Below are 21,264 nucleotides of genomic sequence, written 5' to 3'. Positions count from 1 at the left end.
GATGGCCACCGTACTGAAAAAAACCGATGTCGCGATTGTGGGCTTTGGCTGGGTTGGCGCCATTATGGCCAAAGAGCTGACCGAAGCGGGCCTCAACGTGGTGGCGCTGGAGCGCGGCCCGATGCGCGATACCTGGCCCGATGGCGCCTATCCGCAGGTGGTCGATGAGCTGACCTACAACATTCGCCGCAAGCTGTTCCAGGACCTGTCGAAAAGCACGGTCACCATTCGCCATAATAGCGCTCAGGAAGCGGTGCCGTACCGGCAGCTGGCGGCCTTCCTGCCGGGAACCGGCGTTGGCGGCGCGGGCCTGCACTGGTCCGGGGTGCACTTCCGCGTTGACCCGATTGAGCTGCGGATGCGCAGCCACTATGAGGAGCGCTACGGCAAAAGCTTTATCCCGCAGGACATGATTATCCAGGATTTCGGCGTTACCTACGACGAGCTGGAGCCGTTCTTTGATAAGGCGGAAAAGGTTTTCGGCACCTCGGGCACCGCCTGGTCGGTGAAGGGGAAGGTGGTCGGGAAGGATCGCGGCGGCAACGTCTTTGCTCCGGATCGCTCGGACGACTTCCCGCTGCCGGCGCAGAAAAATACCTGGTCGGCGCAGCTGTTTGAGAAGGCGGCGCGTGAGGTGGGCTATCACCCGTACAACCTGCCGTCAGCCAACACCTCTGACTCCTATACCAACACCTACGGCGCGCAGATGGGGCCGTGCAACTTCTGCGGCTACTGCAGCGGCTACGCCTGCTACATGTATTCCAAGGCCTCGCCTAACGTCAATATTCTGCCGGCGCTGCGCCAGGAGAAGCGCTTCGAGCTGCGCACCAACGCCAACGTGCTGAAGGTTAACCTCACTCCCGACCGGCAGCGGGCCACCGGCGTCAGCTACGTCGACGCCCAGGGGCGGGAGATGGAGCAGCCGGCCGATCTGGTCATCATCGGCGCCTTCCAGTTCCACAACGTGCACCTGATGCTGCTCTCCGGCATCGGCAAACCCTACGATCCGCAAACCGGCGAAGGGGTAGTCGGGCGCAACTTTGCCTATCAGAACATGACCACCATTAAGGCTATCTTCGACAAAGATACCGTCACCAATCCGTTTATTGGCGCCGGCGGCAACGGCGTCGGGATTGATGACTTTAACGGCGATAACTTCGATCACGGCGCCGCCGGTTTTGTCGGCGGCTCCCCGTTCTGGGTAAACCAGGCCGGGACCAAGCCTATCTCCGGCCTGCCGGTTCCTCCGGGCACCCCGGCGTGGGGCAGCAAGTGGAAAGCGGCGGTTGCCGACACCTATACCCACCATCTGTCGATGGACGCGCACGGCGCGCATCAATCCTACCGCCAGAACTATCTTGACCTCGATCCGAACTACAAAAACGTCTTTGGCCAGCCGCTGCTGCGCATGACCTTTGACTGGCAGGAGAACGACATCAAGATGGCGCAGTTTATGTTCGACAAGATGGCGCCGATTGCCAAAGCCATGAAGCCGAAATATATGCTCGGCAGCCCGAAAAACGCCAACAGCCACTTTGATACCACCAGCTATCAGACCACCCACATGAACGGCGGGGCGGTGATGGGCGAGAACCCGAAAACCAGCGCCGTTAACCGCTATCTGCAGAGCTGGGATGTGCACAACGTTTTCGTTATCGGCGCCTCTGCCTTCCCGCAGGGCCTGGGATATAACCCGACGGGAACCGTGGCCGCGCTGGCCTACTGGTCGGCAAAAGCGATCCGCGAACGGTACCTGAAAAACCCGGGTCCACTGGTGCAGGCATAAAGGAAGGCAAATGATGAAGATGCAATGGCTATCTGCACTGGTGCTTGGTGCGCTGAGTTTTTCCGCTTTTGCCGAAGAGGCCCCGGCCGACGGCAGCTTAATTAAACAGGGTGAGTATCTGGCGCGCGCGGGGGACTGCGTCGCCTGCCATACCAACGGCAAAGAGGGCCAGCCCTTCGCCGGCGGTCTGCCGATGGGGACGCCAATCGGCACCATCTACTCCACCAATATTACCCCGGATAAAACCCACGGTATCGGCGACTATAGCTTCGAAGAGTTCGATGATGCGGTGCGCAAAGGGGTGCGTAAGGACGGCTCGACGCTCTATCCGGCGATGCCGTACCCGTCGTTCGCGCGCATCAGCGAAGCGGACATGCGGGCGATGTACGCCTACTTTATGCACGGCGTGGCGCCGGTGAACGCGGCGAATCGCGACAGCGATATCCCGTGGCCGCTCTCTATGCGCTGGCCGCTGGTGTTCTGGCGCGGGATCTTCGCGCCCGCGCCGAGTGATTTTGTCGCTAATCCGCAGGCCGACCCGCTGCTTGAACGCGGCCGCTATCTGGTGGAGGGGCTCGGCCACTGCGGCGCCTGCCATACGCCGCGTAGCCTGACGATGCAGGAGAAGGCGCTGAGCGAAACCGAAGGCGACGATTTCCTCGCCGGCAGCAGCGCGCCGGTGGACGGCTGGGTCGCTTCGAGCCTGCGCGGCGAAAACCGCGACGGCCTCGGCAGCTGGAGCGAAGCGGAGCTGGCGGAGTTCCTGAAAACCGGCCGCAACGATAAGTCGGTGGTCTTTGGCGGCATGAGCGACGTGGTGGAGCACAGCCTGCAGTATCTCTCCGACGAGGACGTGACGGCGATTGCCCGCTACCTGAAATCCCTGCCGCCGCGCGGCGGTCAGCAGACCCCTGCGCCGGTGGAGGACAGCGTGGCGAAAGATCTGTGGAAGGGTGATGACAGCAAGCCCGGTGCGGCGCTGTACGTCGATAACTGCGCGGCCTGTCACCGTACCGACGGCGCGGGCTATAAACGCGCCTTCCCGGCGCTGAAGGGCAACCCGGTGGTGCAGACGCAAGATGCGACGTCGCTTATCCACATCATCCTGACGGGCAGCACCACGCCGGCGGTGAAAAATGCGGTCTCTAACCTGACCATGCCGCCGTTTGGCTGGCGTCTGGATGACGGGCAGGTGGCGGATGTGGTCAACTTTATCCGCACCAGCTGGGGCAACAGCGCGCCGCCGGTCACCGCCAGCGACGTGGCGAAAGTCCGCAAGGACAGGTCGATCGTGCCTGATGAGAAGGCGCTCGGCAGCGCCGACATCTCGAAGCTGCCGGTCTCCGGGCAGTAGCAGCCAGGAATGCGCCGTTCGCGCGGCGCATTCCGCGATTGCCGCTGCCGACTATGGTCTGATTTGAAAGGGCTTGCACTCATGCTGCACGCAGAACAACTCACCTGCATCTACGACGATCGGGTGCTGTTTCAGGCGCTCACGTTAACGGTTAACCGCGGCGAAATGCTGCAGGTGTCCGGCGATAACGGCAGCGGAAAAACCTCCCTGCTGCGGCTGCTTTGCGGCCTGGCTCGGCCGGAAAGCGGTGTCGTCAGCTGGCAGGGCGAGCCGCTCTCGTCGGTGCGCGACGCCTTCCATCAGCAGCTGCTGTGGTGCGGGCACCGGCCCGGCGTCAAGGCGGCGCTGACGGCGGATGAAAACCTGCGTTTCTTCTTTGCGCAAACCAGCCCGCGGGCGCGGGAAGAGGCGCTGGCGGCAATGGGGCTGGCGGGCTACGAGGACGTGGCGCTGAGCCAGCTCTCGGCCGGGCAGCAGCGCCGGGTGGCGCTGACGCGCCTGTGGCTGACCCCGGCGACGCTGTGGATCCTCGACGAGCCGTTTACCGCCCTTGACGCCACGGCGGTGGAGCGGCTGACCCGACGCCTCGAGCAGCACGTGCAGGCGGGGGGCAGCGTCATTCTCACCACCCATCAGCCGCTGCGGGCGCTGGCCTGTCCCCTGCGGACGCTGCGCCTCTCCGGCGAAAGGACGGTGGGCTGATGATGCGAGCGCTGTTTTGCCGCGAAATGCGCCTCGCCTGGCGTAGCGGGGCGGAAATCCTCAATCCGCTGTGGTTTTTCCTGCTGGTTATCACCCTGTTTCCGTTCGGCGTGGGCGCGAACCCGCCGCTGCTGGCGCAGATTGCGCCGGGCGTGGTGTGGGTCGCGGCGCTGCTGGCGGCGCTGCTGGTGATGGATCGCCTGTTTCGCGATGACTGGCAGGACGGCTCCCTGGAACAGCTGCTGCTGCTGCCGACGCCGCTGGCGGCGGTGGTGCTGGTGAAGGTGGTCGCCCACTGGATAATGACCGGTCTGCCGCTGCTGATCGTCTCCCCGCTGGCGGCGCTGCTGCTGGGGATGACCGCCCACGACGCGGGCGTGCTGGCGCTGACCCTGCTGCTGGGTACGCCCACCCTGAGCTTTTTAGGCGCGGTTGGCGTGGGGCTGACGGTGGGGCTCAGGCGCGGTGGCGTGTTGCTGAGCCTGCTGGTGCTGCCGCTGTCGGTGCCGCTGTTAATCTTTGCCACCGCCGCAACGCAGGCCGCCTCGGTGGGACTGCCGGTGGATGGCTATCTGGCGATCCTGGGGGCTTTTTTAGCCGCCAGCGCGACGCTATGCCCGTTTGCCACCGCCGCCGCGCTGCGGCTGACGGTGCAATAACCCGCTGCGGTCTTTCTGACGCGGTGATAAAAAACAGTCGTGTGAGTAAACGTCTATGTGGAAAGCATTACATCAACTGGCGATCCCCGAACGGCTATACGGCCTGTGCGGCCGCTGGATCCCGTGGCTGGCGACGCTGAGCGCGCTGCTGTTAGTAGTGGGGCTGGGCTGGGGATTTGTCTATGCGCCCGCCGACTACCAGCAGGGGGAGAGCTATCGCATCATGTATCTCCACGTCCCGGCGGCGATGGGGTCAATGGGGATCTATGCCGCGATGGCCGCGGCGGCCTTCGTCGGCATGGTCTGGCAGGTCAAAATGGCCGACCTTAGCGTCGCGGCGCTGGCGCCGGTTGGCGCCGTCTGCACCTTTATCGCGCTGGTTAGCGGCGCCGCGTGGGGTAAGCCGATGTGGGGAACCTGGTGGATCTGGGATGCCCGGCTGACCTCTGAGCTGGTGCTGCTGTTTATTTATGGCGGCATTATTGCCCTCTGGCACGCCTTCGACGACCGCCGCCTGGCGGGATGTGCCGCCGGGATCCTCGTGCTAGTCGGGGCGGTCAATCTGCCGATCGTTCACTATTCGGTCATCTGGTGGAACACCCTGCATCAGGGGTCGACCAATATGCAGCAGAGCATTGACCCCAGCATGCGCCTGCCGTTGCGCTTCTGCATGCTCGGCCTGCTATGCCTGGTTATTACCCTGACGCTGATGCGCCTGCGCAATCTGATCCTGCGCCAGGAGCGTCGCCGCCCGTGGGTGGCGGCGCTGGTGAATAAAGGAGCCACGAAATGAGTCCCGCTTTTCCCTCCTTCGCCGCGTTTCTGGCGATGGGCGGCTACGCGCCGTACGTCTGGCTGGCCGTCGCCGCCGCGCTGGCGGGCTTTGGCCTGCTGACGGCGCATACCCTGTGGCAGCGCCGGGCGCTGTTCAGTGAGGTTCGGCGCCAGCAGGCCCGCGACCGGCGGATTGCCGCCGCGCGCGTCCGTGACCGGGAGGCCGCAGATGCAGACGCGTCGTAAGAACCGCCTCTATATCGTGCTGGCGGTGGCGGCCGGACTGGGGCTTGCCGTCAGCCTGACGTTGTACGCCCTGAGCGCCAACATCGACCTGTTCTATACCCCCGGAGAGATTATCTACGGCAAGACGGAAACCCATGAGAAGCCGCACGTCGGGCAGCGCCTGCGCATCGGCGGCTACGTTCAGCCGGGCAGCGTCAGGCGAAATGCGCAAACCCTGGACGTCAGCTTTACGCTGTATGACGCCCGCGGCACGGTTGAGGTGAGCTATCGCGGCATTCTGCCGGATCTGTTTCGCGAGGGGCAGGGCGTGGTCGCCCAGGGCGAGCTGGATTCCCCCCGGCACATCATCGCCCGCCAGGTGCTGGCAAAGCACGATGAAAACTACACGCCGCCGGAGGTAAAGGACGCCATGAGTCCCGTGAATAAGGAGAGCCAGCCATGATGCCGGAGCTGGGCAACTATCTGCTGTGCCTCGCGGCGGGCCTGGCGCTGCTGCTGAGCGTCTATCCGCTGTGGGGCGCTTCGCGTCAGGATCGGCGCATGATGGCGCTGGCCCGCCCGCTGGCCTGCGCGCTGTTTTTCTGCATCGTCGGCGCCTTCCTGCTGCTGGTGCACGCCTTCGTGGTTAACGATTTTACCGTGCGCTACGTGGCGGAAAACTCCAACAGCGCGCTGCCGGTGTGGTATCGGGTGGCCGCGACCTGGGGCGCCCACGAGGGCTCTCTGCTGCTGTGGGTGCTGCTGCTGAGCGTCTGGACCTTTGCGGTGGCGCTGCTGAGCCGCCGCATGCCGCTCGACGCCGTCGCCAGAGTGCTGGCGGTGATGGGGATGATTGCCTTCGGCTTTCTGCTGTTTATTCTGCTCACCTCTAACCCCTTCACCCGCACGCTGCCGCTGTATCCCATCGATGGCCGGGATCTCAATCCGCTGCTGCAGGATATCGGCATGATCTTCCATCCGCCGATCCTCTATATGGGCTACGTTGGCTTCTCGGTGGCCTTTGCTTTCGCCATCGCGTCGCTGCTGGCCGGGCGGCTGGATACGGCGTGGGCGCGCTGGTCGCGGCCGTGGACCCAGGCGGCGTGGGTTTTCCTGACCCTTGGCATCGTCCTCGGGTCGGCGTGGGCCTACTACGAGCTGGGGTGGGGCGGCTGGTGGTTCTGGGACCCGGTGGAGAACGCTTCCTTTATGCCGTGGCTGGTCGGCACCGCGCTGCTGCACTCGCTGGCGGTAACGGAAAAGCGTGGCAGCTTCCGCGCCTGGACCGTACTGCTGGCGATCTCCGCCTTTTCGCTGTGCCTGCTGGGGACCTTCCTGGTGCGTTCCGGGGTGCTGGTCTCGGTCCACGCCTTCGCCTCCGACCCGACGCGCGGGCTGTTTATTCTCGCGCTGCTGGTCATTGCCATCGGCGGATCGCTGCTGCTGTACGCCGTCAAGGGCGGACAAGTGCGGGCGCGCGTCGAGCATTCGCTGTGGTCGCGGGAGTCATTCCTGCTGAGCAACAATATTCTGCTGATTGCCGCCATGCTGGTGGTGCTGCTCGGAACGCTGCTGCCGCTGGTGCATAAAGAGCTGGGGCTGGGCAGCATTTCGATTGGCGAACCCTTCTTCAACACCATGTTTACCGCCCTGATGGCGCCGTTTGCGCTGCTGCTGGGCATCGGGCCGCTGGTGCGCTGGCGGCGCGACGGTGCGGCGAAGCAGCTGAAACGCGCGGCGGCTTCAGCGGTCGTTACCCTGCTGTTGGCGCTGCTGCTGCCGTGGCTGCTGGAGGACCGCATCGCGGCGATGGCGACGCTGGGCCTGATGATGGCTATCTGGGTGCTTATCTTCTCGCTGATCGAGGTGCACGAACGCGCTACCCACCGGCACGGATTCTGGCGCGGGTTGAGGACGCTCTCGCGCAGCCAGTGGGGGATGGTGCTCGGCCACGTCGGCGTGGCGGTGACGGTTATCGGCATCGCGTTCAGCCAGAGCTACAGCGTGGAGCGCGACGTGCGGATGAAAGCCGGCGACAGCATTGATATCCACCGCTACCACTTCGTTTTCGCGGGCGTGCGCAACATCGTGGGCGCTAACTGGACCGGCGGCGAAGGGGTGATTCAGGTCACCCGCGGCGGGCGGCCGGAAGCCACGCTGTATGCGCAAAAGCGTTTCTACAGCGCCAGCCGGATGATGATGACCGAAGCGGCCATTAGCGGCGGGCTGACCCGTGACCTGTACGCCGCGCTGGGCGAGGAGCTGGGCGACGGCAGCTGGGCGGTGCGCCTCTACTACAAGCCCTTCGTGCGCTGGATCTGGTACGGCGGCGTGCTGATGGCGCTCGGCGGCCTGTGCTGCATGCTCGACCCGCGCTACCGGCTGCGTAAAAAGCTGCAGGAGGCGCAATCATGAACCGCAGATGGCTTTTTCTCCCGCTGGCGCTGTTCCTGGCGCTGGCGGCGGCGCTGTTCTGGCAGCTGATGCGCAACGCCGACGGCGATGACCCGACGACGCTGGAGTCGGCGCTGGTGGGTAAACCGGTGCCGGAGTTTCGCCTCGAAGCGCTGAACGTCCCGGGCCAGCTCTACGATCGCTCGGTGCTGGTCAGCGGCGGGCCGCTGCTGCTCAACGTCTGGGCGACCTGGTGCCCAACCTGTCGCGCCGAGCATCAGTTCCTTAACGGCCTGGCACAGCAGGGGGTACGCGTAGTGGGGCTGAACTACAAAGACGACCGCCGTAAAGCGGTGAGCTGGCTCGATAGCCTGGGCAATCCTTACGCCATCAGCCTGTTCGACGGCAGCGGCATGCTGGGGCTGGACCTTGGCGTTTACGGTGCGCCGGAGACCTTTCTGATCGACAGCCGGGGAATTATCCGCTGGCGGCACGCGGGGGATCTTAATGAGCGGATCTGGCGCGAGCAGCTGCGGCCGCTGTGGGAAAAATATCGCCGGGAGTCGGCCTCATGAAGCGCCTGCTGAGCGGCGTGATGGCGCTGCTGCTGTCGGGCAGCGCGCTGGGAGCCATTGATACCTGGCAGTTTAAGAACGAGGCTCAGGAGCAGGCGTTTCGCGAGGTGACCTCCCAGCTGCGCTGCCCGAAATGCCAGAACAACAGCATCGCGGATTCGAATGCGATGATCGCCGCCGATATGCGGCTTAAGGTCTACGAGCTGCAGCAGCAGGGGCAGAGCAAGGAGCAGATCGTCGCCTATATGGTGGCGCGCTATGGCAGCTTCGTCAGCTATGAGCCGCCGCTGACGGCGGGGACGATCCTGCTGTGGCTGATCCCAGGGCTGTTTGTGATTGCGGGCGCCGGGGTACTGGTAGCGCGCGCCAGGCGTCGCGATACCGCCGATGCGGTGCTGAGCGAACAAGAGCGCCAGCGGCTGGCGGCGTTACTGAAAAAAGGAAATGATGCATGACTGCGTTCTTAATCGTTGCCGCGCTGCTGCTGGCCGGCGCCCTCGCGCTGCTCTATCTGCCCTGGCAGGAGAAAGGGGCGATGGACCGGGATCGGCTTAACCGGGCGCTCTACCGCTCGCGTTTAGAGGAGCTGGAGCAGGAAAACGGCGCTACCCGCGAGGCGCTGGTGGTCGAGCTGCAGCGCACGCTGCTGGCGGATATTCCGGAGTCAGACGCCCGCGCTCCCCGGCCCCTTGGCCGCCGGGTGCTGCTGCCGGGAGCGCTGGTGCTGGTCTGTCTCAGCGGCGGGCTGTTCCTTAAAACCAGCGATTTCGGCCAGGTGCTGCTCTGGCAGCAGGCGCAGCGCCACTATCCGGCCCTGCAGCAGCAGGTGCAAGACCCCACCGCCGCGCCGCTGCGGATGGATGAGATCGCCGAGCTTCGGCTGGGGCTGCGCAGCCGGCTGCAGGATAATCCGCAGGATCTTGCCGGCTGGCAGCTGCTGGGGCGTATCGGCCTGTTGCTGAACGACGGCGAGACGGCGATCGGCGCGTTTGCCCGCGCCCATCGGCTGGCGGCGGACGACCCGGCGGCGACCTTCGACTACGCCAGCGCGCTGGTGCGGGCAGGGGATAGCGGGCAGATGCGGATGGGAGAACTGTTGCTATGCGAGCTGCATCAGCGGCAGCCGCGGAGTCTGCCGGTGCTGGAGATGCTGGCGCTGAGCGCGGTACGGAACGAGGATTATCCTCAGGCGGTTGAGGCGCTGCAGGCGCTGCTGGGGTTGTTGCCGCCGGGGGATACCCGGCGTCGGGCGATTGAGGGTGAGTTGGCGCAGGCGCAGGGGCGGGCGCCGTAGGCTGGCGGGGGTGTTTTGTTCACCGTAGTGGGCTGTTCCGCTCTCTTTCGGGGGATTGAACCGCCCACATTCGGTGGAATGTTCCTTCCACTGAATGTGGAATGTTCCGTTCACGATGAGTCCGGGGTTTTTCTCACGCCCGCTGCGGGTGAACGGCACGGGGGGCGTTTCGCCCGCCCCCCGTGGCCCCCGGCATGGCGCTGAAAACTGCCGCTGCGCGGTACGCTCCACTCCGGCTTCATCTGGCGGACCGGGCAGGACTCGACGTCCCTGTCTCGACCTGCCTCTCTGACCGTCTTATTCGTCCCATCCATGGGACTCACCCCTTCGGGGCCGACGCTAGCGTCGTTCAAAAACGCTCCCGGCGTTTTTGTCCTGGCGGTCAGTCCTGGATGCGCGCCTGCGTTCCCGCCAGTTTTCTTGATGCGCCCTAACCCCCGCGCTGCCAGCCCGTTGTCATTAAGTCGCGATACCATTGCTGGAGGTTTTTTCAGCGGCAATTTTTATTGTTGGAAAGTTGGAATGCTGAGTCTCCAGGCGTACGGGGAGTAACGTGCCGGGAACGTTCTGTGGAAGATTGGGCAGGGCTGATTTGTTTGCACTGGCGGTGGGATGGGGCATAAAAAGCCCCTGCGTTAGGGCAGGGGCAAGGCATGTTAGAGCTTAATATTATTAGTTGAATACCACGATTAGTTGAATACCATGCCGCCGTCGATCAGCAGCGATTGGCCGGTCATATAGTCGGAATCCGGGCCGGCGAGGAACGACACGCAGGCGGCGACGTCTTCAGGCTCCGACAGGCGACCGAGGGTGATGCGTTTGGCAAACTCTGCCGTACCGTAGCCCAGCGGTTTGCCCGCCGCTTCTGAGACCTGACGGTCAATCTCCGCCCACATTGGCGTCTTAACGATCCCCGGACAGTAGCCGTTAACGGTGATGCCCAGCGGCGCCAGATCGCGGGCTGCGGTTTGCGTCAGGCCGCGCACGGCGAATTTACTCGAACTGTAGACCGCCAGCTCCGGGTTGCCGACGTGGCCAGCCTGGGAGCAGGCGTTGACGATCTTCCCGCCGTGCCCCTCTTTTTTGAAGGCCTCCACCGCCGCCTGCATCCCCCAGATGACGCCCTTAACGTTGATGTTATAGACCCGGTCGACGATCTCCTCGGTGATGGACTCGATCGGCGTTGACGGCGCGATGCCGGCGTTGTTGACGATAACGTCGAATCCGCCCAGGGCTTTACGCGCCTGCTCAACGGCGGCGAAAACCTGGTCCCGGCGCGAGACGTCGACCTTAATGGCCACCGCGCGGCCGCCGGCCTGGTTGATTTCAGCGGCTACCGCTGTGGCCGTAGCGTCGTTGTAATCGGCGATTGCCACGGCAAATCCATCCTTCACCAGACGCAGGGCGATGGCTTTACCGATGCCCTGACCGGCGCCGGTGACAAGTGCGACTTTTTCCATTTTCATTTCCTTTTGTAGTGACTCACAGTATTTGGCTGAGATGGAGCTGGCCCATCAGCAGGGGGTTATCGCGATAATCGACCGGAATGGCGACTACCGCCGGGCCGTCGACGTCCATCGCCGCGCGCAGAGTCGGCTCCAGGGCGTCGGCGCTCTCTACCGCGAACCCGCAGGCCCCGAAGGCTTCGGCGTAGACTTTGAAATCGACCGGGCCGAACTCCACGCCGGAGAGGCGCTGATATTTTTTCTGTTCCTGAATCGCCACCATGTTGTAGCCGTTATCGACCCAGATGATGTGCAGAATATTGGCGTGCAGGCGCACGGCGGTCTCCAGCTCCATGCTCGACTGCAGGAAGCCGCCATCGCCGGACACCGAGACCACCTTGCGCTGCGGATTGACCAGCCACGCGCCGATTGCCCACGGCAGCGCGACGCCCATCGTTTGCTGACCGTTGGAGATCATCACCTGGCGGGCGCGGAAGCTGTAGAGGTAGCGGGCAATCCAGATATGGAAACTGCCCATATCGACGGTCAAGGTGACATCGCTGTTGACGATATCCTGCATCGCCCGCACGATGCGCAGCGGGTGGAGCGCAAACTGATTCAGCTGCGCCCCGCGGCGGTCAAGCAGCTCCCGCTGGCGCTGGCGGTCGGCGAGGATGTCCGCTGCCTGCGGGGTTAGCACCAGCCGATGTTCAATGCGCTGGGCCAGCTTCTCGAGGGTGCCGGCGATGTCGCCCACCAGCTCGATATCCGGGACGTAGTTCCGCTCTTCATAGGCCGGCAGCACGTCGATATGCACCAGCGTTGCCGTGCCGCTGTTCCACATCGCCGGTTCGTACTCAACCGGGCTATAGCCGATGCAGATGATCAGATCCGCCTGACGCAGCAGGCGATCGCCCGCCTGGTTATTAAACAGACCCACCCGGCCGGCGAAGCGGGTGAAGTTATCCTGATTCACCGCCCCGGCGGCCTGATAGGTGCTGGTGACCGGAATATGGCTTTTTTCCAGCAGGCGGTGCAGGGCGCGGCTGCTTTCCGGCTGGCTGGCCATCAGCCCGAGCAGGAAGATAGGGTTCTTCGCCGCGGCGATCGCTTTCGCCACGCCGTCAACGGCGCCATCCGGCGCGGCGCCCATCAGCGGCGCTCTGCTGGCGGGCAGCGTGCTGCCACGGGTGGGGCCGTCGACGATATCCTGCGGCAGGCTGATAAACGCGCTCCCCGGACGCCCCTGTTCGGCGGCGCGAAAGGCGTTGGAGACCACCTCGGCCAGCGCGTCGGCGGCGGTCACCTCGACGGCGTATTTGGTGACTGGGCTGAACATCGCCACGGTGTCCATGCTTTGGTGAACCAGCTTGGCCTTATCCGCGCGCTTCACCGCGCCGCCCAGCGCCACCACCGGGTCGCCTTCGCTATTGGCGGTGGCCATGCCGGTAATCAGGTTTGAGCAACCGGGACCGGAGGTGACCAGCGCGACGCCCGCTTTACCGGTAATCCGCCCGACCGCCGCGGCCATAAAGGCGGCGTTGGCCTCGTGGCGCACCGGAATAATGCGGATTGAGGAGTCGAGGAGGGAATCAAACACCTTGTCGATTTTGGCACCAGGGATGCCGAAGACCTGGCGTACGCCCTGGGCCTCAAGCTGGCTGACAATTAAGTCGGCACCGTGGGCCCACTGACGTTCGTGACGCGGTTTATCCATCTGAAGCTCCTTAGTTTTCTACCGCACGAATGGCGGCATCGAGATTGTCAGGATGCAGGTCGGCCTGCAGGAAAGCGCTGTCGGCCGGGAGGTCAATCATCAGCTTGTGGATTTCGCCGAAGGTCAGCACGCCGCTATTGAGCTGATAGTCCAGCAGATGGCCGCCGCCCTGGCGGTCGTCGGTAATGAAGTGCTCGTGGTAGCCGGCAACGTTGAGGCCCTGCATATGCTGCGGGGTGCGAAAGCCGACCAGCGTCCCCTTGCGCTGGTTGAAGCGGAAAACCGGCTGGTCATCCAGCACGTCGGTCATCGCCCGATAGGGCGGCGTCTGCCGCGGCACGGTGCGGGTGTGGGCGTGGCGAAAGTGGCCATCAATATGCAGAGCGCAGAACAGGTTATCGGAGGGGATTTGCCGGTTGATAACGTCGTGCAGCTGCTGGCGGCTGACCGGGTGGTCAAAGGTTTTACGGTACTGCGGTCTGAACCAGGTCATCACCGCGAAGGGCGTTTTTTGATCCGCCCGGGCTTTACGCGCGCTGCCGTCGGCGCGCAGCTGGTAGACCTCGCTGCTAAAGGCAATCAGTTCCCCATCGAGTTCGTTAAAGGTCCCGAGGCCGAAGTCGCCGTGGGTCAGCAGGTCGGCGATGGTGGTGCTGCCCTCATAGACCCCACTCAGCAGCGCGCTCATCAGAGAGGTCTGATAGATAACGCTATCAGGATGGTGGGCAGAGAAGCCGCGTACGGTTTCGCACAGGCTCTCCTGGCAGGTGCATTCAGGATGATGATTCACAATCCACTTCCTCGTTCAACAAATATAAGAAAGATTAAATAAATGTTGACCCGATTCAGCTCACAGTTCCAATATAGAATCCATGCTGGTTTGAGACGTTTTCGATATGGAACTTCGCTATTTACGTTATTTTGTCGCCGTTGCCGAGGCGCGGAACTTCACCCGGGCGGCCCACGAACTTGGGATTTCTCAGCCGCCGCTAAGTCAGCAAATTCAGCGTCTTGAGCGCGAAATAGGGACCCCGCTGCTGCGCCGTTTGACGCGAGGGGTTGAGCTGACGGAGGCCGGGGAATCGTTCTACGTCGACGCGTGTCAGATCCTCGCCTTAAGCGATGCGGCGCTGGAAAAAACCAAGGGGATTGCGCGGGGCATGAACGGTAGCCTGGTGCCGGGGATCACCAGTTCAGCTGCTTTTCATTCGCAGATTTTCTCTTTGCTGTACCAGTTTCAGCTGCGCTATCCGTCGGTGGCTCTGCGCCAGGTCGAAGGCAATATGGCGACGCTGATGCACGCCCTGGGCGAGGCGGAGCTGGATATCGCCTTTGTGCGCCTGCCGTGTGAAAGCAGCAAGGCGTTTAATTTGCGCATCATTGCCGAGGAACCGATGGTTATCGCGCTGCATCGTTCGCACCCGCTCTCCGGGGAAAGCGCGCTTTCTCTGGCGCAGCTGAGCGACGTGGTGCCGGTTATTTTCCCGCCGGAGGTAGCGCCGGGGCTCTACGAGCAGGTTTATGATAGCTGCCGGCGTGCCGGGGTCGATATGAGCCGCGCCAGGCAATCTTCACAGATCTCGTCTTCCATTAGCATGGTGGATGCGGGCTTCGGCTTTGCGCTGGTGCCTCAGTCGATGACCTGTATTCGCCACCCCAACGTCACCTGGCATCCCTTGCTGGACGCGTCGCTGAAGACGGAGATCGCCATCGCGTGGCGGCGTTTTGATCGCTCGCGGACGGTAAAGCGTTTTCTGGAGATGTTTTAGGCGGGCGCAGGGCTAGCAGGTATAGACGTTTGCCGCGGTTGGCCCGCGCAGGCCGTTAACCCGACGAAACTCAACGCGAATACCGGGCGTCATCGCCGTGGACTCGCTGGGGGATAATGCGGAAATATGAACCTGAACGTCTTTACGACCGTCGGAAGGGACGATAAGGCCTCTGCCGGTTTTATTATCAAAGCTTTTGACAATGCCTGTCATTTTTTGGAACAAATAAACTCCTGGTAAAAATAGGAATGCGCTAACCCGGGGTTATGCAAAGAAATACAATATTGATCTATTTAAAACCCGCCAGAGTGCGGGTTTTCTATTTGCCTGAACGGGATAAACCGATTGTCTCATTCGACCCAATAATAAGAATTATCTAAATAACGGGGCAAGGCACAATCAGCGTCGGGCATTTAGGGATTAGGCGGCGTTTCTGGGTGATGACTGGAAGAGTTTATGGCAGTAAGGGCAGATAAGCTGGGCGCCTTTTTGTACTCGGCTAAAGCTATGTTCTGATTCCTGGGAGCAGTTAGGGCAGGAGCATTTTACAAGATAATTACGGCGAGTTTTCGAGTCTTTTCGATCTGACATATGATTTTTTCCTGATGTAATGGCCTGCAACCATACATCATTCTTCTATCAATAGCTCGAAATGATTTCGCCGCGGGAAAATAAGCGCCTGATTGGTCAACGCTATTTACGCAATCCCAGCGGGGCGGGAGGACGATGCGGCTGTCGCGTCTTCCGCCCCGCGACGGTTATTGAGCGACCCAGCCGCCGTCCATATTCCACGCGGCGCCGCGCACCTGGGCGGCGGCGTCGCTGCACAGGAATAGCGCCATCTCCCCCAGCTGCTCCGGAGTAACGAACTCGCCGGAGGGCTGCTTTTCGGCCACCAGCTGCTCTCTGGCCAGCTGCGGGTCCGTGCCTTCGGCGATGCGTCGGTCGATCTGCTGCTGCACCAGCGGGGTCAGCACCCAGCCGGGGCAGATTGCATTGCAGGTGATGCCGGTTCTGGCGGTCTCCAGCGCCAGGGTTTTGGTCAAGCCGATCGCTCCATGCTTAGCCGCCACGTAGGCCGACTTATCCTTAGATGCCACCAGACCGTGCACCGAGGCGATGTTGATAATGCGTCCCCAGTTGCGTTCGCGCATGCGCGGCAGCACCAGCCGGCTGGTGTGGAAAATGCTCGACAGGTTAATGGCGAGAATATCGTCCCATTTCTCGACGGCGAAGGACTCGACCGGCGCGACGTGCTGAATACCGGCGTTGTTGACGACGATATCGACGCCGCCAAACTCGCGTTCGGCCCAGGCGAACATCGCTTCGATTTGCCGCACGTCGCGCAGGTCGGCGTCGTGGTAGCCCGGCGCGAGTCCCAGTTGCGCGACCTCGGCGCAGGCGGCCTGGCTATCGCCAAAGCCGTTGAGGATGGTCTGCGCTCCGGCTTTCGCCAGCACCCGGGCGATCCCTAAACCAATGCCGCTCGTTGAGCCGGTGATCAGCGCGACTTTACCTTGAAGATTCATCTTATTTTCCTTAGCGTTACCGGTTAAACGGTGTCAGTTACACGATACCGGTTAAATAGAAGACGGCAATCACGAACAGGACCGCCAGGCTCTTAATCACGGTGATGGCGAAGATCCCGCCGTAGGCCTGACGGTGGCTGAGTCCGGTGATGGCAAGCAGCGTAATGACCGCGCCGTTGTGCGGCAGCGTATCCATCCCGCCGCTGGCCATTGAGGCCACGCGGTGCAGCACCTCAAGCGGAATGTTGGCGGCGTGCGCGGCGGTGATAAAGGTATCCGACATCGCCGCCAGCGCGATGCTCATCCCCCCGGAGGCCGAACCGGTGATCCCGGCCAGCACCGTGACGCTGATCGCTTCGTTCAGCAGCGGGTTCGGGATCGCGGTCAGCGCTTTTGATAGCACCAGAAACCCCGGTAGGGCGGCAATGACCGCGCCGAAGCCATATTCCGAAGCGGTATTCATGGCCGCAAGAATGGCCCCGCTCACCGCCGTCCGGCTGCCTTCGGCGAGGCGGCCGCGAATGTTGCGAAAGCCGAACAGCAGCACCACTAAAATGCCGGAAAGCAGGGCGGCTTCCACCGCCCAGATGGCGGTAATTTTGCCGGTCTCGGTGATGATGGGCTTCACCAGACCCGGCAGGCTCAGCTCGTGGGTAGGGCCGTACCACTGCGGGATCCAGCGGGTAAACAGCAGGTTCAGCACGCCCACCAGTAGCAGCGGCGCAATCGCAATCAGCGGATGGGGAAGATTAATATTGTCAGGTGTTTCCGGCTCATTTTGTAGATCCGTCCCGTAGCCTTCGCCGCGAGCCTGCGCCCTGCGGCGCTGGCGATCCAGCCACAGCAGGCCAAAGGTAATAATAAACAGCGATCCAATCAGCCCGAGCCACGGCGCGGCCCAGGCGTTGGTGCCGAAAAAGCTGGTCGGAATAATGTTCTGAATCTGCGGCGTGCCGGGCAGGGCGTCCATGGTGAAGGAGAAGGCGCCCAGCGCGACGGTGGCCGGGATCAGCCGCTTGGGGATCCCGCTCTGCCGGAACAGCTCTGCGGCAAAGGGATAGACCGCAAAGGCCACCACAAACAGCGACACGCCGCCGTAGGTCAGCAGCGCGCAGACCAGCACGATGACCGGAATGGCGTGACGGCGGCCGAGCAGCCGGATCGCCGCGGCGACTATCGAGCGCGAGAAGCCCGACAGCTCAATCAGCTTGCCGAACACCGCCCCCAGCAGAAACACCGGGAAGTAAAGCTTCACAAAGCCGACCATTTTTTCCATAAACAGCCCGGTAAATGTCGGGCCTACGGCGCTCGGGTCGGTGAGCAGTACCGCACCAAGGGCGGCGATCGGGGCGAAGAGGATAACGCTATATCCTCGATAGGCGGCCAGCATCAGTAGCGCCAGTGCGGCCAGGGCAATCAAAACACTCATCACGACTCCTCACTCTCATTGTTATTGTTGGGTACAGTACGAGAAGTTACGGTTTCAGGGCGTGGCGCAGCAGGTGCTCCCGGCGCGACTGAATACGGGCGTTGCGCGCCTCATCCCAGCGGTAAAACCCTTGCCCGCTGCGGGCGCCGGTCTCGCCCCTGGCGACCTTTTCCGCCACCAGCTCCATCATCTGCGACCCGCTGGCGAGCTCCGGCAGCAGGTGCTGACAAATATCCTTGACCGTTGCCAGGCCGGTCATATCCGCGGCCTCAAGCGGGCCAACCATCGCGTAGCGGCGGCCGAGCGATGAGCGCATCACCCGGTCCACCACCTCCGGCGAGGCGATCCCGCTTTGCACGATGTGCAGCGCCTCGCGCAGCAGGGCAAACTGCAGGCGGTTACCGACGAAGCCCGGCGCGGCGCGGTTTAGCACCACTGCCTCCAGCCCGGTGGCGGATAAAAAGTCGCTCACCTGCTGCGGCAGCTCCGAGCGGGTGGCGCTGCCGGGAACTACCTCGACGAGCGGAATAAAATGCGGCGGGTGCCAGAAATGGGCGATCAGCAGGCGCTGCGGATGCCTCATCCCCTGCGCCAGCCGATCCGGCGGCAGGCCGCTGGTATTGCTGGCAATCACCGCATCGTCGGCGATCAGCGCCTCAAGCTGCGCGTACAGGGCGTGTTTAAGCGGCAGGCGCTCCGGAATCGCCTCAATCAGCAGGGTGCAATCCGCCACGTCGCTCAGCGCGGTGGTGCCGCAGAGATTGCCCAGCGCCGCGGCGCGATTGGTGTCGTCGAACTGTCCGGCATCCCGTAGTTCGTTAAGAATGGCGTTGGCGACGGCGGCGATTTCGGCGATCCGCGTCGGATCGGTGTCGTAGACTCGCACCCGATGGCCGTGGCGGGCAAGGTGGCAGGCAATGCCGACGCCCATCAGCCCGCTGCCGAGTACCGCGATGTTTGGTTCATTCATGATGCCTCCCGTTCACGTTCAATGGTCACGGCGATGCCCTGTCCGCCGCCGACGCAGAGGGTTGCCAGCCCTTTACTGACGCCGCGCCGCTGCATCTCATACAGCAGGGTCACCAGAATGCGGCAGCCGGAGGCGCCGATGGGGTGGCCGAGGGCGATGGCGCCGCCGTTGACGTTCACCTTCCGGCTGTCCCAGCCCAGCGCCTCGCCGACGGCCAGCGCCTGCACGGCAAAAGCTTCGTTGGCTTCAATTAAATCGACCTCATCCAGCGTCCATCCGGCGCGCGCCAGCGCCAGCCGACAGGCGCTAACCGGGCCTATTCCCATCACCGCCGGGTCAACGCCGGCGACGGCGGAACTGACGATTTTGCCGAGCACCGGCAGCCCCAGCTCGCGGGCTTTGTCAGCGCTCATCAGCAGCACCGCCGCCGCGCCGTCGTTTAGCGAAGAGGCGTTGCCAGCGGTGACGCTGCCGTCCTGCGGGCGAAAGGCCGGGCGCAGCTGCGCCAGCTGCTCTTCACTGGTATCCGGGCGCGGCTGCTCGTCGTGCTCAACCCGCCGCGCCGCCTTTTTACCCTGGCTGACGCTGACGGGGACAATTTCATCGTCAAAGCGGCCCGCTTCGATGGCCGCCGCCGTCTTTTGCTGCGAGCGGGCGGCGAAGGCGTCCTGGCGCTGGCGGGTAATGGCGAATTCGTCGGCGAGGTTTTCGGCGGTGATGCCCATGTGGTAGTCATTGAAGGCGTCCCACAGGCCGTCCTGGATCATGCTGTCGAGCAGGGTGGTGTGGCCGAAGCGCAGCCCGGCGCGGGCGCCATCCACCAGATACGCCGCGTTGCTCATGCTCTCCTGGCCGCCGGCGATGACGATTTCCGCATCGCCGCAGCGGATGGCCTGGGCCGCCTGCTGAACGGCCTTCAGCCCGGAGCCGCAGACCAGGTTCACCGTCACCGCCGGGGTATCAACCGACAGCCCGGCCCGTAGCGCCGTCTGGCGCGCCGGGTTTTGTCCGCAGCCAGCGGTAAGCACCTGGCCGAAAATAAGCTCATCGACCGCATCCGCCGGGAGCTGGCTACGGGCCAGCAGGCCACGAACGACCTCAACGCCGAGATCCACTGCGGAAAGCGTGGCGAAGGCGCCGCGAAAGCTGCCGACCGGCGTTCTGGCGGCGCTGACAATCACAACCTCTTGCATAGGGATCTCCTCAGTTGAAGCGCATTTCGCGCACGTCGTCAGGGACGATCAGGCGGCCGGCGGTTTTGCTGACAATCTCCGCGACGCTGATGCCCGGGGCGTATTCGCGCAGCACAAATGCCCCGTCGATAATCTCCAGCAGGGCGAGGTCGGTCAGCACCCGCTGAATGCAGCCGACGCCGGTGAGCGGCAGGGTGCACTGCGCCAGCAGCTTGGATTCGCCATCCTTTGAGGCGTGGGTCATCACCACGATGATGTTCTGCGCCCCGGCCACCAGGTCCATCGCTCCGCCCATGCCCTTGACCATTTTCCCGGGGATCATCCACGAGGCAATATTGCCCTGCACGTCCACTTCGAAGGCGCCGAGCACGGTCAGGTCGACGTGGCCGCCGCGGATCATGGCGAAGGACTGCGCGGAGTCAAAAATTGCCGCGCCGACGCGGGCGGTGACGGTCTGTTTACCGGCGTTAATCATGTCGGCGTCGAGCTGCTCTTCCAGCGGAAAGCCGCCCATGCCGAGCAGGCCATTTTCAGATTGCAGCATCACGTCGATGCCGTCGGGGATGTAGTTGGCGACCAGCGTCGGGATGCCGATACCGAGGTTGACGTAGTCGCCGTCGCGCAGCTCCCGGGCGACGCGCATCGCCATTTGTTCACGAGTCAGCATAGTCAGAGGTTCCCCGCGCGCAGCGTGCGCTGCTCAATACGTTTCTCAAAGTTCCCGACGATCAGCCTGTCAACGTAGATACCAGGAGTATGAATGGTGGCTGGCGGCAGCTCGCCTGGGGGGACAATCTCTTCCACTTCCACCACCGTAATGCGCCCGGCGGCGGCCATCAGCGGATTAAAGTTTTGCGCGGTGTGGCGATAGATAACGTTGCCGTACCAGTCGGCCTTCCAGCCCTTAATCAGGGCGAAATCGCCGCTGATGGCCTCTTCGAGGATGTAGTGCTTGCCGGCAAACTGGCGCACCTCTTTGCCTTCGGCCACCGGCGTACCGTAGCCGGTGGCGGTGTAAAACCCCGGAATACCGGCCCCGCCGGCGCGAATTTTCTCCGCCAGCGTGCCCTGGGGGGTGAGCTCGACGTCGAGCTCGCCGCTCAGCGCCTGCTGGGCAAAGAGCGCGTTTTCGCCCACGTAGGAGGCCACCACCTTGCGCACCTGGCGGCTCTCCAGCAGCATGCCGAGGCCAAAGCCGTCGACGCCGCAGTTATTGGACACCACCGTCAGGCCCTGCGTCCCGCGGCGCTTCACTTCGGCGATGAGGTTTTCCGGGATCCCGCAGAGGCCAAAGCCGCCCGCCAGTACCGTCATTCCGTCGGTTAATCCTTCCAGCGCCGCTTCGTAGCTGGCGACGCGCTTATCCAGTCCTGCCATGTTTCACCTCTGCTGGCTTGCGATAGGGTTATCATTGGGGGCGAAGACTGATTTGTTAATTTTGAATTTGTG

At 63.2% G+C, this 21,264-nt stretch carries 24 protein-coding genes; 12 read left to right on the top strand and 12 right to left on the bottom strand.

Annotated elements, in window-relative coordinates:
* Position 1 precedes the first annotated feature (1 nt).
* The 11 genes from GVK32_RS22320 to ccmI all read left to right on the top strand — a co-directional run bounded on the left by GVK32_RS22320 (position 2) and on the right by ccmI (position 9,763).
* Complete coding sequence (locus GVK32_RS22320) at positions 2 to 1,786, top strand: GMC family oxidoreductase (protein ID WP_159872426.1); 1,785 nt, start codon at positions 2 to 4, stop codon at positions 1,784 to 1,786.
* A 10-nt stretch (positions 1,787 to 1,796) separates the two neighbouring features.
* A complete protein-coding gene (locus tag GVK32_RS22315) occupies positions 1,797 to 3,140 on the top strand; it encodes a cytochrome c (RefSeq protein ID WP_200842924.1) in 1,344 nt (447 codons plus the stop codon).
* Positions 3,141 to 3,221: 81 nt separating this feature from the next.
* Positions 3,222 to 3,842 (top strand): cytochrome c biogenesis heme-transporting ATPase CcmA, encoded by a 621-nt coding sequence (ccmA, locus tag GVK32_RS22310; RefSeq protein ID WP_159872424.1) that lies wholly within the window; start codon positions 3,222 to 3,224, stop codon positions 3,840 to 3,842.
* Positions 3,842 to 4,501 (top strand): heme exporter protein CcmB, encoded by a 660-nt coding sequence (gene ccmB / locus GVK32_RS22305; RefSeq protein ID WP_159872422.1) that lies wholly within the window; start codon positions 3,842 to 3,844, stop codon positions 4,499 to 4,501. The genes ccmA and ccmB overlap by 1 nt, the downstream gene beginning before the upstream one ends.
* A 55-nt stretch (positions 4,502 to 4,556) precedes the next feature.
* Positions 4,557 to 5,294, top strand: a complete 738-nt coding sequence (locus GVK32_RS22300; RefSeq protein ID WP_159872420.1) for a heme ABC transporter permease — start codon at positions 4,557 to 4,559, stop codon at positions 5,292 to 5,294.
* Positions 5,291 to 5,521: a heme exporter protein CcmD gene (gene ccmD, locus GVK32_RS22295; protein WP_159872418.1), complete on the top strand. Its 231-nt coding sequence runs from the start codon at positions 5,291 to 5,293 to the stop codon at positions 5,519 to 5,521. Before GVK32_RS22300 ends, ccmD begins: the two co-directional genes overlap by 4 nt.
* The gene (gene ccmE / locus GVK32_RS22290) at positions 5,505 to 5,963 is read left to right on the top strand and encodes a cytochrome c maturation protein CcmE (protein ID WP_076947579.1); all 459 of its coding nucleotides are present in this window, start codon (positions 5,505 to 5,507) and stop codon (positions 5,961 to 5,963) included. The genes ccmD and ccmE overlap by 17 nt, the downstream gene beginning before the upstream one ends.
* Positions 5,960 to 7,915 (top strand): heme lyase CcmF/NrfE family subunit, encoded by a 1,956-nt coding sequence (locus tag GVK32_RS22285; protein WP_159872416.1) that lies wholly within the window; start codon positions 5,960 to 5,962, stop codon positions 7,913 to 7,915. Before ccmE ends, GVK32_RS22285 begins: the two co-directional genes overlap by 4 nt.
* Entirely contained in the window at positions 7,912 to 8,469 is a 558-nt protein-coding gene (locus GVK32_RS22280; protein WP_159872414.1) for a DsbE family thiol:disulfide interchange protein, read from the top strand. The genes GVK32_RS22285 and GVK32_RS22280 overlap by 4 nt, the downstream gene beginning before the upstream one ends.
* Complete coding sequence (locus GVK32_RS22275) at positions 8,466 to 8,924, top strand: cytochrome c-type biogenesis protein (RefSeq protein ID WP_159872412.1); 459 nt, start codon at positions 8,466 to 8,468, stop codon at positions 8,922 to 8,924. Before GVK32_RS22280 ends, GVK32_RS22275 begins: the two co-directional genes overlap by 4 nt.
* Complete coding sequence (gene ccmI / locus GVK32_RS22270; protein WP_159872410.1) at positions 8,921 to 9,763, top strand: c-type cytochrome biogenesis protein CcmI; 843 nt, start codon at positions 8,921 to 8,923, stop codon at positions 9,761 to 9,763. Before GVK32_RS22275 ends, ccmI begins: the two co-directional genes overlap by 4 nt.
* A gap of 459 nt (positions 9,764 to 10,222) precedes the next feature.
* On the opposite strand, the gene GVK32_RS22265 is transcribed toward ccmI, so the two are convergent.
* The 4 genes from GVK32_RS22265 to budA all read right to left on the bottom strand — a co-directional run bounded on the left by GVK32_RS22265 (position 10,223) and on the right by budA (position 13,715).
* The gene (locus GVK32_RS22265) at positions 10,223 to 10,384 is read right to left on the bottom strand and encodes a hypothetical protein (RefSeq protein WP_159872408.1); all 162 of its coding nucleotides are present in this window, start codon (positions 10,382 to 10,384) and stop codon (positions 10,223 to 10,225) included.
* A 68-nt stretch (positions 10,385 to 10,452) separates the two neighbouring features.
* Positions 10,453 to 11,223, bottom strand: a complete 771-nt coding sequence (locus GVK32_RS22260; RefSeq protein WP_045858717.1) for a (S)-acetoin forming diacetyl reductase — start codon at positions 11,221 to 11,223, stop codon at positions 10,453 to 10,455.
* A 22-nt stretch (positions 11,224 to 11,245) separates the two neighbouring features.
* Positions 11,246 to 12,925, bottom strand: a complete 1,680-nt coding sequence (gene alsS, locus GVK32_RS22255; protein ID WP_159872406.1) for an acetolactate synthase AlsS — start codon at positions 12,923 to 12,925, stop codon at positions 11,246 to 11,248.
* 10 nt (positions 12,926 to 12,935) lie between these two features.
* Positions 12,936 to 13,715, bottom strand: a complete 780-nt coding sequence (budA, locus tag GVK32_RS22250) for an acetolactate decarboxylase (RefSeq protein ID WP_159872404.1) — start codon at positions 13,713 to 13,715, stop codon at positions 12,936 to 12,938.
* Between the two features lie 106 nt (positions 13,716 to 13,821).
* Between budA and GVK32_RS22245 the strand changes: the two genes are divergently transcribed.
* On the top strand, positions 13,822 to 14,694 hold the full coding sequence (locus tag GVK32_RS22245; protein ID WP_159872402.1) for a LysR family transcriptional regulator: 873 nt from the start codon (positions 13,822 to 13,824) through the stop codon (positions 14,692 to 14,694).
* 12 nt (positions 14,695 to 14,706) lie between these two features.
* Here GVK32_RS22245 and cspF read toward each other — a convergent pair whose 3' ends face one another.
* From cspF to GVK32_RS22210, 8 genes are all read right to left on the bottom strand, one after another.
* On the bottom strand, positions 14,707 to 14,919 hold the full coding sequence (gene cspF, locus GVK32_RS22240) for a cold shock-like protein CspF (protein WP_076948161.1): 213 nt from the start codon (positions 14,917 to 14,919) through the stop codon (positions 14,707 to 14,709).
* A 195-nt stretch (positions 14,920 to 15,114) separates the two neighbouring features.
* Positions 15,115 to 15,285, bottom strand: a complete 171-nt coding sequence (locus GVK32_RS29265; protein ID WP_217698331.1) for a YnfU family zinc-binding protein — start codon at positions 15,283 to 15,285, stop codon at positions 15,115 to 15,117.
* A gap of 167 nt (positions 15,286 to 15,452) precedes the next feature.
* Entirely contained in the window at positions 15,453 to 16,223 is a 771-nt protein-coding gene (locus tag GVK32_RS22235) for a 3-hydroxybutyrate dehydrogenase (protein ID WP_123708220.1), read from the bottom strand.
* A gap of 37 nt (positions 16,224 to 16,260) precedes the next feature.
* Entirely contained in the window at positions 16,261 to 17,655 is a 1,395-nt protein-coding gene (locus tag GVK32_RS22230; protein ID WP_200842923.1) for a GntP family permease, read from the bottom strand.
* A 43-nt stretch (positions 17,656 to 17,698) separates the two neighbouring features.
* On the bottom strand, positions 17,699 to 18,622 hold the full coding sequence (locus GVK32_RS22225) for a 3-hydroxyacyl-CoA dehydrogenase family protein (protein WP_159872398.1): 924 nt from the start codon (positions 18,620 to 18,622) through the stop codon (positions 17,699 to 17,701).
* Positions 18,619 to 19,815 carry an acetyl-CoA C-acetyltransferase gene (locus GVK32_RS22220; protein ID WP_159872396.1) on the bottom strand — a complete coding sequence of 399 codons (1,197 nt, stop codon included), beginning with the start codon at positions 19,813 to 19,815 and terminating at the stop codon, positions 18,619 to 18,621. Before GVK32_RS22220 ends, GVK32_RS22225 begins: the two co-directional genes overlap by 4 nt.
* A 10-nt stretch (positions 19,816 to 19,825) precedes the next feature.
* Entirely contained in the window at positions 19,826 to 20,482 is a 657-nt protein-coding gene (locus tag GVK32_RS22215) for a CoA transferase subunit B (protein WP_159872394.1), read from the bottom strand.
* A 2-nt stretch (positions 20,483 to 20,484) separates the two neighbouring features.
* Complete coding sequence (locus tag GVK32_RS22210; RefSeq protein ID WP_041145964.1) at positions 20,485 to 21,192, bottom strand: CoA transferase subunit A; 708 nt, start codon at positions 21,190 to 21,192, stop codon at positions 20,485 to 20,487.
* Between the last annotated feature and the right edge of the window lie 72 nt (positions 21,193 to 21,264).

The sequence above is a fragment of the Klebsiella sp. 18074 genome (assembly GCF_902705905.1).
GTDB classification, from domain to species: Bacteria; Pseudomonadota; Gammaproteobacteria; order Enterobacterales; family Enterobacteriaceae; genus Klebsiella; species Klebsiella terrigena.
Note: the sequence above shows the minus strand (reverse complement) of the source record. Positions and strands in the feature narration are given on the sequence as shown.

What these genes read in the sequence shown, in the direction of transcription:
- GVK32_RS22320 (WP_159872426.1), top strand. Translation starts at nt 2, where the DNA reads ATGGCCACCGTACTGAAAAAAACCGATGTCGCGATTGTGGGCTTTGGC.
- GVK32_RS22315 (WP_200842924.1), top strand. Translation starts at nt 1,797, where the DNA reads ATGATGAAGATGCAATGGCTATCTGCACTGGTGCTTGGTGCGCTGAGT.
- ccmA (WP_159872424.1), top strand. Translation starts at nt 3,222, where the DNA reads ATGCTGCACGCAGAACAACTCACCTGCATCTACGACGATCGGGTGCTG.
- ccmB (WP_159872422.1), top strand. Translation starts at nt 3,842, where the DNA reads ATGATGCGAGCGCTGTTTTGCCGCGAAATGCGCCTCGCCTGGCGTAGC.
- GVK32_RS22300 (WP_159872420.1), top strand. Translation starts at nt 4,557, where the DNA reads ATGTGGAAAGCATTACATCAACTGGCGATCCCCGAACGGCTATACGGC.
- ccmD (WP_159872418.1), top strand. Translation starts at nt 5,291, where the DNA reads ATGAGTCCCGCTTTTCCCTCCTTCGCCGCGTTTCTGGCGATGGGCGGC.
- ccmE (WP_076947579.1), top strand. Translation starts at nt 5,505, where the DNA reads ATGCAGACGCGTCGTAAGAACCGCCTCTATATCGTGCTGGCGGTGGCG.
- GVK32_RS22285 (WP_159872416.1), top strand. Translation starts at nt 5,960, where the DNA reads ATGATGCCGGAGCTGGGCAACTATCTGCTGTGCCTCGCGGCGGGCCTG.
- GVK32_RS22280 (WP_159872414.1), top strand. Translation starts at nt 7,912, where the DNA reads ATGAACCGCAGATGGCTTTTTCTCCCGCTGGCGCTGTTCCTGGCGCTG.
- GVK32_RS22275 (WP_159872412.1), top strand. Translation starts at nt 8,466, where the DNA reads ATGAAGCGCCTGCTGAGCGGCGTGATGGCGCTGCTGCTGTCGGGCAGC.
- ccmI (WP_159872410.1), top strand. Translation starts at nt 8,921, where the DNA reads ATGACTGCGTTCTTAATCGTTGCCGCGCTGCTGCTGGCCGGCGCCCTC.
- GVK32_RS22265 (WP_159872408.1), bottom strand. Translation starts at nt 10,384, where the DNA reads ATGCCCCATCCCACCGCCAGTGCAAACAAATCAGCCCTGCCCAATCTT.
- GVK32_RS22260 (WP_045858717.1), bottom strand. Translation starts at nt 11,223, where the DNA reads ATGGAAAAAGTCGCACTTGTCACCGGCGCCGGTCAGGGCATCGGTAAA.
- alsS (WP_159872406.1), bottom strand. Translation starts at nt 12,925, where the DNA reads ATGGATAAACCGCGTCACGAACGTCAGTGGGCCCACGGTGCCGACTTA.
- GVK32_RS22245 (WP_159872402.1), top strand. Translation starts at nt 13,822, where the DNA reads ATGGAACTTCGCTATTTACGTTATTTTGTCGCCGTTGCCGAGGCGCGG.
- GVK32_RS29265 (WP_217698331.1), bottom strand. Translation starts at nt 15,285, where the DNA reads ATGTCAGATCGAAAAGACTCGAAAACTCGCCGTAATTATCTTGTAAAA.
- GVK32_RS22235 (WP_123708220.1), bottom strand. Translation starts at nt 16,223, where the DNA reads ATGAATCTTCAAGGTAAAGTCGCGCTGATCACCGGCTCAACGAGCGGC.
- GVK32_RS22225 (WP_159872398.1), bottom strand. Translation starts at nt 18,622, where the DNA reads ATGAATGAACCAAACATCGCGGTACTCGGCAGCGGGCTGATGGGCGTC.
- GVK32_RS22220 (WP_159872396.1), bottom strand. Translation starts at nt 19,815, where the DNA reads ATGCAAGAGGTTGTGATTGTCAGCGCCGCCAGAACGCCGGTCGGCAGC.
- GVK32_RS22215 (WP_159872394.1), bottom strand. Translation starts at nt 20,482, where the DNA reads ATGCTGACTCGTGAACAAATGGCGATGCGCGTCGCCCGGGAGCTGCGC.
- GVK32_RS22210 (WP_041145964.1), bottom strand. Translation starts at nt 21,192, where the DNA reads ATGGCAGGACTGGATAAGCGCGTCGCCAGCTACGAAGCGGCGCTGGAA.